We start from the raw sequence: 16,819 nt of genomic DNA, 5'->3' as shown, positions 1-16,819 counted from the left end.
TCAATGGGACAGTACGCAGTCACCGCACAGGGACCCCTTGCCGTCGGGTGCCGCGCGGTAGATCAGACAGCAACTGCGGCGCCGGAACACACCGTCGGGCGTCGTGGTACTCGCGTCGCGCAGTGGGGGCCGCTCCAGAAGGAGCGCGGTGATGGTGCGGGTCCGAGCGGTGAGATCCGGACGGGCCGCTTTGATCATGGTTGCCGCTCCGTTGACCGCCGAGGCGGTGTTGCCCCACAGGATGTGCGGGGAGACCGAGAACTCCCCCATGGCGTCGGCGAGTTCACGCAGGGCGCCGTCCAGCAGGCGGCTGCTCAGTTCGTCCGCGAGCCGGGATGGCGAGCCCACGGCGGCCCCTGCGAAGGCGTCGTGGGGCAGCGACAACGGGATCGGGCCGCCGACGGCGTGCTGCCAGCGCAGATCCGCGAAGCCCGGGGCAAGGGCCCGGCTGCGCAACACGGCCGCGGCCAGGGCCGGCGAGACCAGCCGGGCGGCCAGACCCAGGTGGGCGACGGACGCCGCGACCCGGACCTCGACCGCGCCGGGTGGCTGCCCGCCGGCGGCGGCCAGCCAATCGCCCACGCCCGCGACACGCGCTGCGAGCAGCGTGCGGGACATCGGCTGCCACGGTTCGGGCGGCTCCGACCCCGGCGGATGGACCGCCACGGCGAAAAACGGGCCGAGCGCGGTGATCTCGTCGACCACCGCGCTCACCGTGGAATCGCCGGTCATGCCGGGACGGGGTCCTGCTCCTGCGAGGGCGCGGTGGCGTCCGGTCGCGCGGGCCGGAGCAGGCGTTCCGCCAGGGGGCCGAAGATCAGGCCGATGGCCGTCCAGAGGATCAGCTGTGCGCCGACGGAGTAGAAGCGGAAGTTGAACAGCACGTCGGCGGGGAAGCCCGGGTAGACGATGTTGCCCTTGGAGTCGGTCAGCGGCAGTGGTGTCTCGGTGGCGTGGTTCCCGAAGTTGTCCTTGTTGTACGAGAGATGGCCGAGCTGCGGCAGGAGCAGCATGACGATCCCGATCGCGACGACGAACGCGGCGCCGGCGAGGAGGGTGGCGTTCCAGTTGCCGAAGCGCGCCTGGAGCCGCTTGCCGAGGTAGACGGCTCCCGCGAGGAAGGCGACCGAGCAGACGACCATGATCAGGTACAGGCCGCTGCGCTGCTGGATGGTCTCTTCGTGACCGATCGCGGGCGGGTTGGCCGGGTACTTGAGGAACGGCACCAGGTACATGCCGAGGAATCCGCCGCCCGCGACGAGGAGGGCAAGGTTTCGGGCCCGGAGACCGCCGGTGCGGCCCAGGCAGACGGTGTAGGCGACGGCGAACAGCGCGCCCATCGCCATCCCGAAGAACACCATGCCGACGCCGATGCCCACATTCGCCTGGACGGTGCGGCTGAACAGGTCGGGGCCGGCAGCCTCGACGGGCAGGCCGGCCGCCTTGTCCAGGGCGTTCTGGGCGGCGTCGCGGCCGCTCTCGTAGTCGATGGCCTTGGCGATCTGCGGCTCGGCGAAGATGCGCGCGAACAGGAACGCGAGCAGGCCCGCGACCGCGCCGACGAGCACGCCGCGCAGTATGAGCTTCTTTTCCATGTCGAGTTGTCCGTACGTCCAGGTGCCGGCGGAGGGTCAGTGGCAGGGGAAGCCGAGGAAGTGGCGTGCGTCGTGGACGAACTCGTGGATGTGCATGTCGTTGCCGAACACCGACACGGCACCCTGATCGACACCGATGAAGTAGTACACGGCCAGCGCGATCAGCGCGGTGCCGACCAGCCAGACGATCGACTTCGAGACCGGCAGAACGACCGGCGTGGACGCCGGGCGTGCGGAAATGCTGCTCACTGTGAGCCCTCCTGATGGGATCGTGCGTCCCTTGCGTATGCGGGCGGAGTGAGGGCTCAGTATCTGACTCGCCGGCCACCTTCCGGCGGCGGGCTCACAGTGGCGCGACCGTGCTGGAATTCCACCAGCTTCCTTATGCCATCACTACACCGCGAACGTACGGCCCGTCTCTCCGGCCGGTCAATCAAGGCCGTCCCAAATCAGGAGGCGGCCGGGACCGTCCGCTGCTCCGGCCCGGCGTAGGAAGCCAGTGGCCTGATGAGGGAGTTGTGGGCGAGCTGTTCGGTGATGTGGGCGGTCCAGCCGGTGATGCGGCTCATCACGAAGATCGGGGTGAAGGCGGGGATGTCGAAGCCCATCAGGTGGTAGGCGAGCCCGGCCGGGTAGTCCAGGTTGGGATGGATGCCCTTGCTCGTGAGCATGGCGTGCCGCAGGGCCGCGTGCAGCGTGGCCAGGCGGGTCACCTCGGCGTCGGCGGCGCGGGCGACCAGGCGGTCCAGGGCCTCCTGCATGATCGGCACCCGCGAGTCGCCGTTCTTGTAGACGCGGTGGCCGAAGCCCATGATCTTGCGTTGGGCGGCCAGTGCCTCGTCCAGCCATTCCCCGGCCCGCCGCGGGTCGCCGATCTCGTTCAGCATGTGCATCACGGCTTCGTTGGCGCCGCCGTGCAGCGGGCCCTTGAGCGCGCCGATGGCCGCGGTGACCGCGCTGTAGAGGTCGGAGAGGGTTGAGGTGACGACCCGTGCGGTGAACGTCGAGGCGTTGAAGCTGTGTTCGGCGTACAGCACCAGGGAGATCTCGAAGCAGCGGACCACGTCCCGGTCGGGCACGCTGCCGAAGCACATGTGGAAGAAGTTCTCGGCGTAGCCGAGGTCCGGGTCCGGGAGGATCGGGTCCAGGCCGCGGCGGCGGCGCTGGTCGGCGGCGACCACGGTGGGCAGTCTCGCCAGCAGGGTCAGGGACTTGGCGCGGTTGGCGGCGAGGCTGCCGTCGTCCTCGGTGGGGTCCTCGGCACCGAAGAAGCTGACGGCGGTGCGCAGGACGTCCATGGGGTGACATGTCTCCGGCAGTCGCGTCAGCAGTTCCAGAGTGGTGCGGTCCACAGGGCGCAGGGCGCGTTCGCGGGCCTCGAAGTCCCGCAGCTGGGCGGCGTCCGGGAGTTCGCCGTGCCAGAGCAGGTGGGCGACCTCCTCGAAGGAGCGGCGGGCGGCGAGATCCTGGACCGGATAGCCGCGGTAGGTGAGGGAGTTGGTCTCCTGGATGACGGTGGAGATCTCGGTGGTGTCGACGACGACACCGGCGAGGCCGCGGTGGATCTCGGGCACGGTGGTGGTCATGGGGTGCCTGCCTTCGGTGGGTCAGGTGCCGGGCGGGAGGGTGAAGTCGAAGACGGCCGAGTCGAAGGCCGAGTACTCCTCGTAGCCGAGGAGTTCGTAGAGACGGGAGCGGGTCTGCATCCGCGGTACCAGCGCCCGTTGTGTGCCCTCGGCGGCGAGCGCGCGCAGGCCGCCCTCCACGGCGCCCATGGCGACCCGCAACAGGGTGACCGGATAGAGCACGATGTTGAAGCCGAGGTTCTCCAGCGTGTCGACGTCCAGCAGACGCGTCTTGCCGAACTCCGTCATGTTGGCCAGCAGCGGCACATCGACCGCCCTGCGGAACGCCTCGTACTCGGACTCGTCGACCAGCGCCTCGGGGAAGATCGCGTCGGCGCCGGCGTCGACGTAGGCCTTCGCCCGGTCGATCGCCGCGTCGAGCCCCGCGACCGACCGGGCATCCGTACGGGCCATCAGCAGGAAGTCCGGGTCGCGACGGGCGTCCACCGCGGCGCGGAGACGGCGGACCATGTCCTCGCGCGGGACGACGGACTTGCCGTCGAGGTGGCCGCAGCGCTTGGGGTTGACCTGGTCCTCCAGGTGCAGGCCGGCCAGACCGGCGTCCTCCATCAACTGCACGGTACGGGCCGCATTCATCGGCTCGCCGAAGCCGGTGTCGGCGTCGATCAGGACGGGCAGGTCGGTGACTCGGGTCGTCTGCTGAGCGCGGGCGGCGATCTCGGTGGAGGTGGTCAGGCCGATGTCGGGCAGGCCCAGCTCGGCGGCGAGGACGGCGCCGGAGAGGTATGCGGCCTCGAAGCCGGTGTCCTGAATGAGCCGTGTGGACAGCGGGTTGATGGCTCCGGGAATCCGCAACAGCCGGCCGGAGGCGAGCTGTTCACGAAAGGAGCGGCGGCGTTCGGACGGCGTGGTACGGGTGTGCAGCAGCATCAGAACAGCCCCTTCGGCAGACGCGTGTCGTACGCGGCGACGGCCTCCGTGTCCACGGCCGGGAAGAGCCTGTCGAGGTCGGACGTGGTCAGCTCGGCAAGGCGCTCGGCAGCATCCAGGAATCGGTCCTGGGCGGCTGAGGTGACAACGCCCTCGGCGAGGGTGCGGAACTTGCCCGCGTAGGCGGGCCGGTCGAAGGGGCGGGCGCCGGCCGGGTGGGCGTCGGCGACCGCGAGTTCGTCCTCGATCACCGAGCCGTCGTCCAGGGTGACGACCGCGCGTCCGCCGAAGGCCCGGCGGTCAGGATCGGGGTCGTGGTAGCGGCGGGTCCACTCGGGTTCCTCGACCGTGGTGATCCTCCGCCACAGTGCGACGGTCTCGGCGCGGCGGGCGCGTTCGGGGGCGTAGGAGCGTTCGTGGTGCCAGGTGCCGTCCTCCAGGGCGACGGCGAGGATGTACGGCACGGAGTGATCGAGGGTTTCGCGGCTGGCGTCGGGGTCGTACTTCTGCGGGTCGTTGGCGCCGGAGCCGATGACGTGGTGGGTGTGGTGGCTGGTGTGCAGGACCACCGAGCGCACGCGGGCCAACGGGCCGGTCTTCTCGCGCAGTCGGCGTGCCAGGTCGATGACCGCCTGTGCCTGGTACTCGGCGGAGTGCTCCTTGGTGTACGTGTCGAGGATGGCGCGGCGCGGCTCATCCGGCTCGGGAAGCGCGACCGTGTAGTCGGACCCCGGACCGTCGAGCAACCAGGCCAGGAAGCCGTCTTCGCCCTCGTAGATCGGGGACGGTGAGGTCTCGCCGCGCATCGCACGGTCGACGGCCTCGATCGCGGCCTTGCCTGCGAAGGCGGGTGCGTACGCCTTCCAGCTGGAGATCTCGCCCTTGCGGGACTGCCGGGTCGCGGTGGTGGTGTGCACGGCCTGCTGCACCGCCTGGTAGACGGTCTCCGTGGGCAGCCGCAGCAGGGCGCCCAGACCGCAGGCGGTGGCGGCGCTGAGGTGGGCCACGTGGTCGATGCGGTGTTCGTGCAGGCAGATGCCCTTGACCAGGGCGACATGGATCTCGTAGGCGGCGACGATGCCGCGCAGGAGGTCGGCGCCGGTGCGGCCGGTGTGCTGGGCGACGGCGAGCAGGGGCGGGATGTTGTCGCCGGGGTGTGAGTAGTCGGCCGCGAGATACGTGTCGTGGAAGTCCAGTTCACGCACGGCGGTGCCGTTGGCCCAGGCCGCCCACTCCGGGGAGACACGGACCGGGCTGCCGAAGACCGAGGCGCCGGGTGCGGCGGCCGGGTGGGCGGTGGCCTGGGCACGGGCTACGGCGACCGGACGGCGCAGCAGGGAGGCTACGGCGACCGACGCGTTGTCGATCACCCGGTTGACGGCCATGGCCGCGCTGCCTGCGTCCGGCTCCTCGGTGCCTGTGGCGACGGCCGCAAGCTTCCAGGCGAGCTGGTCCTCGTGGGGCAGCCTGTCGGCGCTGGGGTGGACACGGACGTGGTGCTCGATCACGGCACTCCTCGCGAGGGCGGTCCTGACGTGGTTGACGTGATCGAGCCTGCCCCGTGGTCGTCGGCCGGACCACCGCTCCAAGCTGCGGAATCCGTACAGCGCAGAGCTGCGAATCTGCGAATCCTGCGAATTGTGCGGATGCTAGATTCGCAGATATCGCTGCTTCGGCCATGCTGCCCGGCTGCTCGCGACGAGGAGGTACGCCATGAGCCGACGACCGGCCGAGCGCAAGGTCTACGCTCACACCAAGCTGCGGCGACTGCGCCGCGAGCAAGGTATGAACCAGGTCGACATGGCCCGCGCGCTCGGCATTTCCACCAGCTACGCCAACCAGATCGAGCAGAGCCAGCGCCCACTGACCGCCTCCGTGCTGCTGCGGATCGCGGAGGTCTTCGGCGTCGACGCGGAGTTCTTCTCCGAGGCCGACGAGGACCGGCTCGCCGCCGACTTGCGGGCCGCGCTCGCAGACGAGGCGTGCGGGGTGGAGCTGCCCGCCGTCGAGGAGATCACCGAGGCCGCCCGCGACCACCCCGAGGTGGCCCGCGCCCTGGTCGCTCTCCACCGCCGCTACCGCGACACCGCAGAACAGGCCGCCGCCCTCGCCTCACCGGGCTCGGGCGGCAGCCCGCTGCTGCCGCCCGGCGAACCACACGACGAGGTACGCGACTTCTTCTACGCCCATCACAACCACTTCGAGCCGCTGGACACCGAGGCCGAACGCACCGCGAGGGAATCGGAGTTGAGGCCGGGCCGGGCCGCCGATCCGCTCACCGCGCGGCTCGCCGACCGGCACGGCGTCAGGGTCCTGCACGCGGCCCCGGGCCGCTCGGGAGACGCCCGGCGCTTCGACCCGGCCGCCGGACTGCTGTTCCTCTCCCCCTGGCTCAGCGACGGCCAGCGCGCCTTCCAGCTCGCCACCCAGCTCGCCCTGCTGGAGCACGCCCCGCTCCTCGACCAGCTCGCCGACAGCGCAAAGGAACTCACCTCCCCCGAGTCGGCGACGCTGGCCCGCATCGGCCTGGCGAACTACTTCGCCGGCGCCCTCCTCATGCCGTACGCCGCCTTCCACACCACGGCCGAAGAGGTGCGCTACGACATCGAGTTGCTGTCGGCGCGCTTCGGGGTCGGCTTCGAGACGGTCTGCCACCGTCTGAGCACCCTGCAACGCACCGGGCACCGGGGCGTGCCCTTCTCGTTCCTGCGTGTCGACCGAGCCGGGAACATCTCCAAACGGCAGTCGGCGACCGACTTCCACTTCTCCCGGCTGGGCGGCACCTGCCCGCTGTGGACGGTGTACGAGGCGTTCTCCGCACCAGGCCGGATACTCACCCAGGTCGCCGAAATGCCGGACGGGAAGCGGTACTTCTGGATCGCGCGGACCATCACCCGCGGCGGGTTCGGCCACCACGCCCCGCGCGCCGAGTACGCCGTCGCCCTCGGCTGCGAACTGCGCCACGCGCACCGGCTCGTCTACGCCGAGGGCATCGCCCTCGACGACCCCCGGGCCGCGACCCCGATCGGCCTGGGCTGCCGGATCTGCGAACGCCGCGACTGCGCCCAACGGGCCCGGCCCCCGGCCGGCGGTCGACTCGCCATCGACCCCGACCGGCGGACCTACGTGCCTTATCCGGTGGAGACCCGCACACCCTGACAGCCGTCGAGAGGGCGGCACGGGCGGAGCGTCCCTCGGTTCAACGGTGGCGGAACTCCGGCGGCCTTTTGTCGACGAAGGCGCCCATGCCCTCCTTCTGGTCGGCGGTCGCGAACACCGCGTGGAACAGACGTCGTTCGAAACGGACGCCCTCGGTGAGCGTGGTCTCGAAAGCCCGGCCGACGGCCTCCTTCGCCATCATCGCCACCGGCAGGGACATGCCCGCGACGGTCTCGGCGACCGCGAGCGCCTCACCGATGAGCTCGTCGGCGGGCACCACGCGCGAGACGAGTCCGGCGCGCTCCGCCTCGGTCGCGTCCATGGTGCGCCCGGTCAGACACATCTCCATGGACTTGGCCTTTCCCACTGCCCGGGTCAGCCGCTGTGATCCCCCGATGCCGGGGATCACGCCGAGCTTGATCTCGGGCTGGCCGAAGACGGCCGTGTCGGCGGCGAGCAGGATGTCGCAGAGCATGGCGAGTTCGCAGCCACCGCCCAGCGCGTAGCCGGAGACGGCGGCGATCGTCGGGGTGCGCAGTTGGGCGAGCCGGTCCCACGCCGCGAACCAGTCGGCGAGGTACATGTCCATGTAGCCCTGTGGCCGCATCTCCTTGATGTCGGCGCCTGCAGCGAACGCCTTCGCCGAGCCGGTGATGACGATGCAGCCGAACTCCGGATCCCGGTCAAGCGCCTCTGTGGCGGCCACGACCTCTTCCATGACCTTCAGGTTCAGCGCGTTGAGGGCCTTGGGGCGGTTGAGGGTGAGCAGGGCGGTACGGCCCTTGCGTTCGACGAGGATCGTCTCGTATCCGGTGCTCATGCCTGCCGCTCCTCGCTCTGATCCCTGATGGTCCGTACGATGCCGGAGAAGTCCTCCGTGACACCGGCCCGTTCCGCGTACGCGGCGTACAACTCAGCGGCACGCAGCCCGAGTTCCGCGTGCACTCCCCCGGCCCGGACCGCGTTGGCGGCCAGGCCCAGGTCCTTGGCCATCAGGGAGGCGGCGAAGCCCGGGCGGTAGTCCCGGTTGGCGGGGCTGGCCGGAACGGGGCCGGGGACAGGACAGTTGACGCTGAGCGCCCAGCACTGCCCGGACGCCGTGGAGGCCACGTCGTAGAGGGCCTGGTGGGAAAGACCGAGGCTCTCGCCGAGGACGAACGCCTCGCTGACCGCGATCATCGACACGCCGAGGATCATGTTGTTGCAGATCTTCGCGGCCTGCCCGGCGCCCGGACCTCCACAGTGGACCACCTTCTTTCCCATGGCGGCGAGCAGCGGTTCCGCCTCGGCGAACTCGGACTCCTCGCCGCCCGCCATGAAGGTGAGCGTCGCCGCCTCCGCGCCGACGACTCCACCGGAGACCGGCGCGTCCAAGGCCCGCATCCCGGCGGCGACCGCGCGTTCGTGAGCGGTACGGGCGTCCGCGACGTCGATGGTGGAGCAGTCGACGAAGAGGGTGTCCGGGCGGGCGACGGCGAGGATGTCGTCGTAGAGACCCAGGACGTGCCGGCCGGCCGGCAGCATGGTGATGACCACGTCGGCGTCCGCGACGGCCCCGGCCGCCGACCCTGCCCGTTCGACCCCTGCTCCGACAGCCGTGTCGAGGGCGGCGGGCACAAGGTCGTGGCCAAGGACCCGGTGTCCGGCCTTGACCAGGTTGGCGGCCATGGGGCCGCCCATGTGTCCGAGTCCGATGAGCGCGACGGTGCTGCTCACCAGACCACCTCCTCGGTGGTGTCGGGACCGGCGAGCGCGAGTTCGCGCTCGCCGAGCGGGGTGAAGAAGCGCGCCACGTCGGCGTCGGTGACCTCGGCGAGGGTGGCCGGTGACCAGCGCGGAGCGCGGTCCTTGTCGATGACCTGGGCACGGATGCCCTCGACCAGGTCGGGCGCGGCCAGAGCTGCGCAGGAAACGCGGTACTCCTGCTCCAGAACTCGCTCCAGCGGCCCGAGCCGACGGGCGCGGCGCAAGGCGGCCAGAGTGACCTTGAGAGCGGTGGGTGACTTGGCCAGCAGGGTCTCCGCGGCCTCCTTGGCCGCCGGGTCTCCGTGGGCGAGCAGCCGCTGGACGATCTCCTCGACCGTGTCGGCGGTGTAGCAGGCGTCGATCCACTCCCGGCGGTCGGCCAACTGCCCCTCTGGCGAAGGCCCTGCGTGACGGTCCAGGGCATCCCACACCGGGATGTCGGCAAGGTCGTCGACGAGGCGTCGCAGCGAGGCGGACGGGACGTAGTGGTCGGCGAGTCCGCACCGCAAGGCGTCACCGGCGTCGATCTGCGCGCCCGTCAGCGCGAGGTGGGTGCCCAGTTCGCCCGGGGCGAGTGCGAGCAGGTAGGTGCCGCCGACATCGGGGACGAAGCCGATACCTGTCTCCGGCATGGCGATCCGCGACCGCTCGGTGACCACCCGGACGCTGCCGTGGGCCGAGATGCCGACGCCGCCGCCCATGACGATCCCGTCCATGACCGCGACGTAGGGCTTGGGGTAGCGGGCGATACGAGCGTTGAGGTGGTACTCGTCGCGCCAGAACGCCGCCGACGCGGTGCCGTCCCTGTCGCGGGCGTCCTCATGGATGCTCCGGATGTCACCCCCCGCGCACAGGCCGCGCTCGCCCGCGCCGGTGATGACCACCGTCTCGATGGCGGGATCCTGCTCCCACACCGTGAGAGCCGCGTCGATGCTTCGCACCATCGTGTGGTCGAGGGCGTTGAGGGACTTGGGCCGGTTGAGGGTGATGTGGGCCGCCCGGCCGTCGGTGTGCAGCAGGACGGATTGCTCGGCGCCGGTCATCCGAACGCCTCCGTCAGGCCGCGGGCCACGATGACGCGCATGATCTCGTTGGTTCCTTCCAGGATCTGGTGGACCCGCAGGTCACGGACGATCTTCTCGATGCCGTACTCGCTCAAGTAGCCGTAGCCGCCGTGGAGTTGGAGCGCGCGGTCGGCCACCGAGTAGCCGGTGTCGGTGGCGAACCGCTTCGCCATCGCGCACTGGTACGGGGCCTGCGGATCGCCGCGGTCGAGGGCCTGGGCGGCCTGGTGGACCAGTGCGCGGGCGGCGGCGAGTTCGGTCGCCATGTCGGCGAGGCGGAACTGGAGTGCCTGGGCGTCGAGGAGCCGTCCGCCGAACGCCTGTCGGTCCGCGAGGTGTACGAGGCTGCGGTCGAGGGCGCTGCGGGCGCCGCCGAGGGAGCAGGCGGCGATGCCGAGGCGGCCGCCGTTGAGTCCGTTCATGGCGATGCGGAAGCCCTCGCCCTGGCGGCCGAGGAGCCGGTCTGCGGGCAGCCGGACCCCGTCCAGGACCACCTGTCGGGTGGGCTGGGCGTTCCAGCCCATCTTCCGCTCGTTCGGGCCGAAGGAGAGGCCGGAATCCTCCTTGTCGACAAGGAAGGCGGAGACACCGTGCGGGCCGTTCCCGCCGGTGCGGGCCAGGACGACGTACACCTGGGAAGCGCCCGCGCCCGAGATGAACTGCTTGACTCCGGTCAGGACGTAGTGGTCGCCGTCGCGGACCGCGCGGGTGCGCAGCGCGGCCGCGTCCGATCCGGCGCCCGGCTCGGTCAGGCAGTAGCTCGCCAGGTCCTCCATCGCGCAGAGGCGTGGCAGCCAGCGTTCCCGCTGAGCCGCGTCGCCGTAGTGGTCGATCATCCAGGCGACCATGTTGTGGATGGAGAGATAGCCCGCGATGGACGGGCAGCCGGAGGCCAGGGTCTCGAAGACGAGGACGCCGTCGGCGCGGGTCAGGCCTGAGCCGCCCGACTCCTCACGGACGTAGACACCGCCGAGGCCGAGTCCGGCTGCCTTGCGCAGGACGTCGAGCGGGAAGTGCTTGTCCCGGTCCCAGTCCACGGCGTGCGGGGCGAGATGGTCTTGGGTGAAGTCCAACGTCGCCTCGACGAGGGCCTGTTGGTCCTCGGTGAGCAAGGTGGTGGTCATCGCGCTCAGCCCATCGTCGGGATGGTGAAGCTCGCGCCCTCGCGAAGCCCCGCGGGCCAGCGCGAAGTGACGGTCTTCGTACGCGTGTAGAAGCGGATCGCATCCGGGCCGTGCTGGTTGAGGTCGCCGAAGCCGGACCGTTTCCAGCCGCCGAAGGTGTGGTAGGCGACGGGCACCGGGATGGGCACGTTGACGCCGACCATGCCGGTGTTCACGCGCCGGGTGAAGTCGCGGGCGGTGTCGCCGTCCCGGGTGAAGATCGCGACGCCGTTGCCGTAGAGGTGCTCGCTGGGCAGGCGCAGGGCCTCCTCGTAGTCGGCGGCGCGGACCACGGACAGGACCGGGCCGAAGATCTCCTCCTGGTAGATCCGCATGGCCGGGGTGACCCGGTCGAAGAGGGAGGCTCCGGCGAAGAAGCCGTCCTCGTGGCCGGGCAGGACGAAGTCCCGTCCGTCAACGACGAGTTCGGCGCCCTCCTCGACGCCGAGGTCGACGTACGAGCGCACCCGGTCGACGGCGTCCCGGCCGACCAGCGGTCCGAAGTCGGCCTCGGGGTCGTCGCTGCGGCCGATGCGCAGCGACCCGATGCGCTCCTTCAGTCGGGCCACGAGCGCGTCGGCGGTGGCCTCGCCGACCGGGACGGCGACGGAGATCGCCATGCAGCGCTCCCCCGCCGAGCCGTTGCCCGCGCCGATCAGGGCGTCCACGGCCTGATCGAGGTCGGCGTCCGGCATGACGATCATGTGGTTCTTGGCGCCCCCGAAGCACTGGGCGCGCTTGCCGTGCGCGGCGGCGGTGGCATAGACGTACGCGGCGATCGGGGTGGAGCCGACGAAACCGAGGGCTTCGACGCGGGGGTCTTCGAGAAGGGTGTCGACGGTCTCCTTGCCGCCGTGGACGACGTTCAGGACGCCGGGCGGCAGGCCCGCTTCCAGGAAGAGTTCGGCGAGCCGGAGCGGAACGGAAGGGTCGCGTTCGGAGGGCTTGAGGATGAAGGCGTTGCCGCAGGCCAGCGCGGGCGCCGCCTTCCACAGGGGGATCATCGCGGGGAAGTTGAAGGGGGTGATGCCGGCGACGACTCCGAGCGGGGCTCGCAGGGAGTGGACGTCGATGCCCGTGCCGGCGTTGTCGGTGAACTCGCCCTTGAGCAGGTGCGGGATGCCGGCGGCGAACTCGACGACTTCGAGGCCGCGCTGGAGGTCGCCGTGCGCGTCGGCGACGGTCTTGCCGTGCTCGGAGGAGAGGAGCCGGGCCAGTGAGTCCCGCTCCCCCTCGACGAGTTGGAGGAAGCGGAGGAAGACGCGGGCGCGGCGCTGCGGGTTCCACTGACCCCACTCGCGCTGCGCCTCGGTGGCGTCGGCGATGACGGCCTCGGTCTCGGCGCGGCTCGCGAGCGGGACGCGGGCCTGCACCTCGCCGGTGTTCGGGTCGTACACATCGCCGTAGGACCCCGAGGTTCCCGGGGTGTGCTTGCCGCCGACGAAATGACTCAACTCGCGCACGGGAGCGCGGTCTTGTGCGTGGACCATGGATGCCTGCTCTCGTCAGGTGGGGTCCAGGAATGGCGCGCTCGCCACCGGCACGGACGCCGAAAGCGCACACGTGCGGGGGGGGCCGCGCAGGATCGCGTATGGCGAAGGGCCGTCAGGTCCTGACGGTGGAATGCCGGAAAGACTCGGCAACAGGCAGTGGGCCCCTGCCGGGATCGTGAACGCATACCGGTGCCATGCGTGTCTGCTCCATCCTCGTGGACAACACGGAACAAACCGCGGCCGGTATCCTGACTCCCGGATCAGCGCGCGCCGTCCGCCTTCCCGACATCCAGCTCGTCAGTGGCGTCCTGCTCGACGGCGAACTCCCCGGTCACAGTGGCGGGACCGTGCCGGTTTCACACCGGCTTCCCTGCACCGCGGACCTTGGGGCACGAGCATATAGTTGGACGTCCTAGTAAATCCAGTGCCGACGGCCGCGCGGCTATTCGGGTTCCGTTCAGGAGTCGCCTGGATCGGCCGCTCGCGCGGGAGCGGCGAAACGCACCGGCGCCCGGAATCGGGCCTTGCGGGCGGCCCGGCGGAACGTCGTGAGGACGGCCGGTCCCGCCAGCAGGATGCAGAGGAAGTTGGTGACCGCCCGCCCTGTGTCCCAGCCGAGGGACGTGGCGATGTCGAAGGCGACGTAGCGATGCCACTGCTCGGTGAACGGCAGGCCGGGCAGATAGGCGATGGAGTTGTTCGGGTCGAGGGAGAACGGCCAGAAGGAGAGGTTGAGCAGGAAGCCGAAGAGATAGCCGGAGAGCGAGCCGTAGACGGCGAGGAGCAGTACCTCGCGTCGGCCGCTCGCTCTGGGGAGGAAGCCGGCGAGCATGCCGACGAACGCGCAACCGAACATCTGGTACGGCATCCACGGCCCGACCCCGCCGGTGATGAGGGCGGAGGCGAACAGCGAGGTGCACCCCAGGACGAAGCCGAAGCCGGGCCCGTAGACGCGTCCGGCGAGGACGAGGACGAAGAAGACGGTCTCGATGCCCGCGGTGCCGGCGCCCAGTGGACGCAGCGCCGCGTTGACGGCGGACAGGACGCCGAGCATCGCGAGCGCCTTGGAGTCGATACCGCCCTCGGCGATCTCGGAGAGGACGACGCACAGGACGAGTACCAGCAGCACGCCGAAGATGAGCGGGGGTGCGTAGTTCGAGCCGAAGGTGCCCGGTGCGACGACGAACGGCCAGAAGAACGCGACCACGCCGAGGATCGCGGCGAGCGCCATCACGATCCCGGCGCGGCCGGTGAGCCGGATGGCCGGGGCGGAGGTACGGAGTGCGGTCATCGGTCGGAGTCCCCGTCCAGCAGCGGGAGCACCTGATCGACGGTCAGGAACGGCAGCGGAGCGAGGATCTTCGCCGTCTGCGGCGCGAACACCGGTGAGGCCGTGATGACTTCGGCGGTGGGCCCGTCGGCGACGATGTCCCCCTCCGCCATGACGACGACCCGGTCGGCGGCGCGGGCGACGAACTCGACGTCGTGGGTGGCGATGACGACGGCCCGGCCCTCGGCGGCCAGCGCGTCGACGATCCGGACGAGTTCCGTCTTTGCGCGGTAGTCGAGGCCGCGTGTCGGCTCGTCGAGAAGCAGCACTCGGGGTGCGGCGGAGAGTTGGATGGCCAGGACGAGTGCCAGCTTCTGTCCCTCGGACAGGTCGCGCGGGTGGGTGTCGTCGGGGATGCCGGGCGCGAGCCGGTCCAGGATGGCGCGGGCCGGCTCCCCGCCGGCCGACTCGGTGTCGGCCTGGCCGAGTTCCTGTTTGACGCTTTCGAGATAGAGCAGGTCGGCGGGGGTCTGCGGGACCAGGCCGACAGCCCGGCGGGCCTCGGCGGAGGACAGCGCGTGCGGATCCCCCGGGGCGTCGGCGACCTTGACCGTTCCGGCGCGACGCGGACCGGAGCCCTGGAGTGCCCACAGCAGGGAGGACTTGCCGGAGCCGTTGCGGCCCATGAGCGCGACGACCTCGCCCCCTCGGAGGTCCAGGTCGACCTCCCGGACCGCCGGTACCCCGTGGTAGGTCACCGTTACGCCGCGCGCGGTCAACAGCCGTGGGCCGACGCTGGTTTGGGGAGGGCGTACGGGTCCGGGCGTTCGGCCTTTCAGACGGGTCCGCAGGGGGGCGGCGGCGCGGCGGGCGTCGCGGATGGACAGGGGCAGCGGGGACCAGCCGGCGGCTCGGCCGAGTTCCACGATCGGCGGCGCGATCGTGGACGTACGCAGGATGTCGGCGGGTGCGCCGATCGCCGCGCGGCCGTCGCCCGGCAGATGGACGATGCGGTCGGCGTACTGCACGACCCGTTCGAGGCGGTGCTCGGCCATCAGCACGGTGACGCCGAGGTCGTGGACGAGGCGGGTGACGGCGGCGAGGACTTCTTCGGCCGCCGTGGGGTCGAGAGCTGAGGTGGGCTCGTCGAGGACCAGGACGCGGGGGTGAGCGGTGAGGACGGAGCCGATGGCGACGCGTTGTTGCTGGCCGCCGGAGAGTTCATGCAGGGCGCGGTGGCGCAGGTCGGCGAGGCCGAGCAGGTCGAGGGTCTCCTCGACGCGCTTGCGCATGGTGGCGGGCGGGATCGCCAACTGCTCCATGGCGTAGGCGAGTTCCTCCTCGACGGTGTCGGTGACGAAGCCGTCCAGGGGGTCCTGGCCCACCACTCCGACGACGTCGGCGAGTTCGCGCGGCGGGTGGTGAGCGGTGTCGCGGCCGTCCACGACGACCCGGCCGTACAGGGTGCCGCCGGTGAAGTGCGGCACGAGCCCGTTGACGGCGCCCAGGAGCGTCGACTTACCGACGCCCGTGTGCCCGACGACGAGGCACAGTTCGCCCTCCTCCACCGTCAGGTCGACCTCGCGCAGGGCGGGTTCGGCCGCGTCGTCGTAGTGGACGGTGACCTGGTCGAAGGTGATCACGTGGCGCCGGCTTTCTCGGTACGCCGAGGGGCGGTTGGGGGCGGGGAGAGGAATCCGGCGGTCCCGGCGAGCAGGATCGCGGCGGTCGGGACAAGCGGCAGGGCCGGCCAGGTCAGGGGGTAGAGGGAGGGGTTCAACTCGGCGGGGTCGTAGCCGAGGTTGCTGTAGAGCAGCACGGCGGCCACGACACCAGCACCGGATACGGCCCATTCCGGCAGTCGCCAGGGGTCTGGTCGGTAGGTGGTGCGGGTGACCCGGCGTCCGCCCAGCCGCAGCCCGGCCACGCAGAGCAGGGCTCCGGCGAGCATTGCGGGCAGGCCGAGGACGGTCGGGGCGGTCGCGTCGAGCAGTCCGTACGCCCCCGCGCACAGCCCGCACATGCCGAGCAGCATCAGCGCTCCGGTGACGCGGCGCGAGCGGGGGGTGGCGGAGCCCGCCCGGCCGTAGCCGCGGGAGTCCATCGCGGCGGCCAGGCGCAGGGACCGTTCGAGCGCGTCCTCCAGGACGGGGACCGCGATGCCTCGCAACGCCTTGAACCCCTTGGCGCGTCCGGCCCGCAACTTCCGCGCGCGGGCGACGCGTTGGACGCTCTGCACGAGCTGCGGCGCCACGCTGATGGCGACGGTGACCGCGACCCCCAGTTCGTACAGGGCGCCGGGCAGCACGCGCAGCGCCCGCTTCGGGTTCGCGAGGGTGTTGGCGGCGCCGATGCAGCACAGCATGCAGGCGAGCCGGAGCCCGTCGGTGGCGGCGGAGAGCACGGCCTCCAGGGAGACCGGGCCGCCGATCTGGATGCCCGCGTACCAGTCCGGGGTGGGGATGTGCGGCAGGGAGAACAGGAAGTGGTCGCGGGGTGTGATGCCGGTGGCGAACACGGCGCGGAAGACGACGCGGATCGCGACGACGGTGAGGGCCAGGTACAGGTAGTACTTGAAACCGCGCGCCCAGGGTGCCTCCGTGCGGCGGGCCGTGACGACGTAGCCGAGGACGGCCAGGACGAGGAACAGCAGCAGCGGGTTGTTGGTACGGCTGACAGCGGTGGCCAGGGCGAGCGCCCACACCCACCAGGCCACGGGATGCAGGGTGCGCGGCAGGCGACGGCCGCCCGTGTCCGGTGCGGGGCCGGACACGGGCGTGGCCGCTGCCGCGTCAGCGGTCGTACGGGCCACG

15 protein-coding genes and 2 riboswitches are annotated in these 16,819 nt (G+C 71.0%); of the genes, 1 reads left to right on the top strand and 14 read right to left on the bottom strand.

The features are described 5' to 3' along the window. From ACIP6U_RS44000 to ACIP6U_RS43975, 6 genes are all read right to left on the bottom strand, one after another. Positions 1-732 (bottom strand): (2Fe-2S)-binding protein, encoded by a 732-nt coding sequence (locus tag ACIP6U_RS44000; RefSeq protein ID WP_401728673.1) that lies wholly within the window; start codon positions 730-732, stop codon positions 1-3. Then, the gene (locus tag ACIP6U_RS43995) at positions 729-1,595 is read right to left on the bottom strand and encodes a CbtA family protein (protein ID WP_401728671.1); all 867 of its coding nucleotides are present in this window, start codon (positions 1,593-1,595) and stop codon (positions 729-731) included. The genes ACIP6U_RS44000 and ACIP6U_RS43995 overlap by 4 nt, the downstream gene beginning before the upstream one ends. A gap of 36 nt (positions 1,596-1,631) precedes the next feature. Beyond that, complete coding sequence (locus tag ACIP6U_RS43990; RefSeq protein ID WP_401728668.1) at positions 1,632-1,844, bottom strand: CbtB-domain containing protein; 213 nt, start codon at positions 1,842-1,844, stop codon at positions 1,632-1,634. 59 nt (positions 1,845-1,903) lie between these two features. Beyond that, a riboswitch (cobalamin riboswitch) is annotated at positions 1,904-1,977 on the bottom strand. Positions 1,978-2,044: 67 nt separating this feature from the next. Next, positions 2,045-3,181 (bottom strand): bifunctional 2-methylcitrate synthase/citrate synthase, encoded by a 1,137-nt coding sequence (locus ACIP6U_RS43985; RefSeq protein WP_401728667.1) that lies wholly within the window; start codon positions 3,179-3,181, stop codon positions 2,045-2,047. Positions 3,182-3,202: 21 nt separating this feature from the next. Continuing rightward, entirely contained in the window at positions 3,203-4,108 is a 906-nt protein-coding gene (gene prpB, locus ACIP6U_RS43980) for a methylisocitrate lyase (protein WP_401728740.1), read from the bottom strand. Positions 4,109-4,110: 2 nt separating this feature from the next. Next, positions 4,111-5,619, bottom strand: coding sequence for an MmgE/PrpD family protein (locus ACIP6U_RS43975; RefSeq protein WP_401728666.1), 1,509 nt, complete (start codon positions 5,617-5,619; stop codon positions 4,111-4,113). Positions 5,620-5,824: 205 nt separating this feature from the next. On the opposite strand from ACIP6U_RS43975, the gene ACIP6U_RS43970 reads away from it, so the two are divergent. Next, positions 5,825-7,270: a short-chain fatty acyl-CoA regulator family protein gene (locus ACIP6U_RS43970; protein ID WP_401728664.1), complete on the top strand. Its 1,446-nt coding sequence runs from the start codon at positions 5,825-5,827 to the stop codon at positions 7,268-7,270. 40 nt (positions 7,271-7,310) lie between these two features. On the opposite strand, the gene ACIP6U_RS43965 is transcribed toward ACIP6U_RS43970, so the two are convergent. The 8 genes from ACIP6U_RS43965 to ACIP6U_RS43930 form a co-directional block, all read right to left on the bottom strand. Further along, positions 7,311-8,090 carry an enoyl-CoA hydratase gene (locus ACIP6U_RS43965; protein ID WP_401728663.1) on the bottom strand — a complete coding sequence of 260 codons (780 nt, stop codon included), beginning with the start codon at positions 8,088-8,090 and terminating at the stop codon, positions 7,311-7,313. Further along, positions 8,087-8,986, bottom strand: a complete 900-nt coding sequence (gene mmsB, locus ACIP6U_RS43960; protein ID WP_401728662.1) for a 3-hydroxyisobutyrate dehydrogenase — start codon at positions 8,984-8,986, stop codon at positions 8,087-8,089. The genes ACIP6U_RS43965 and mmsB overlap by 4 nt, the downstream gene beginning before the upstream one ends. Beyond that, complete coding sequence (locus tag ACIP6U_RS43955) at positions 8,983-10,059, bottom strand: enoyl-CoA hydratase/isomerase family protein (protein ID WP_401728660.1); 1,077 nt, start codon at positions 10,057-10,059, stop codon at positions 8,983-8,985. Before ACIP6U_RS43955 ends, mmsB begins: the two co-directional genes overlap by 4 nt. Then, positions 10,056-11,204 (bottom strand): acyl-CoA dehydrogenase family protein, encoded by a 1,149-nt coding sequence (locus ACIP6U_RS43950; protein WP_401728658.1) that lies wholly within the window; start codon positions 11,202-11,204, stop codon positions 10,056-10,058. The genes ACIP6U_RS43955 and ACIP6U_RS43950 overlap by 4 nt, the downstream gene beginning before the upstream one ends. 5 nt (positions 11,205-11,209) lie before the next feature. Then, positions 11,210-12,733 carry a CoA-acylating methylmalonate-semialdehyde dehydrogenase gene (locus ACIP6U_RS43945; RefSeq protein WP_401728656.1) on the bottom strand — a complete coding sequence of 508 codons (1,524 nt, stop codon included), beginning with the start codon at positions 12,731-12,733 and terminating at the stop codon, positions 11,210-11,212. A gap of 223 nt (positions 12,734-12,956) precedes the next feature. After that, positions 12,957-13,138: riboswitch (cobalamin riboswitch) on the bottom strand. A 55-nt stretch (positions 13,139-13,193) separates the two neighbouring features. Continuing rightward, entirely contained in the window at positions 13,194-14,027 is an 834-nt protein-coding gene (locus ACIP6U_RS43940) for an ECF transporter S component (RefSeq protein WP_401728653.1), read from the bottom strand. Next, the gene (locus tag ACIP6U_RS43935; protein ID WP_401728651.1) at positions 14,024-15,649 is read right to left on the bottom strand and encodes an ABC transporter ATP-binding protein; all 1,626 of its coding nucleotides are present in this window, start codon (positions 15,647-15,649) and stop codon (positions 14,024-14,026) included. The genes ACIP6U_RS43940 and ACIP6U_RS43935 overlap by 4 nt, the downstream gene beginning before the upstream one ends. Further along, a complete protein-coding gene (locus ACIP6U_RS43930) occupies positions 15,646-16,818 on the bottom strand; it encodes an energy-coupling factor transporter transmembrane component T (RefSeq protein WP_401728650.1) in 1,173 nt (390 codons plus the stop codon). Before ACIP6U_RS43930 ends, ACIP6U_RS43935 begins: the two co-directional genes overlap by 4 nt. Position 16,819: the final 1 nt, after the last annotated feature.

The organism is Streptomyces sp. NPDC088794 (genome assembly GCF_044750545.1).
Classification (GTDB): Bacteria; Actinomycetota; Actinomycetes; order Streptomycetales; family Streptomycetaceae; genus Streptomyces.
Note: the sequence above shows the minus strand (reverse complement) of the source record. Positions and strands in the feature narration are given on the sequence as shown.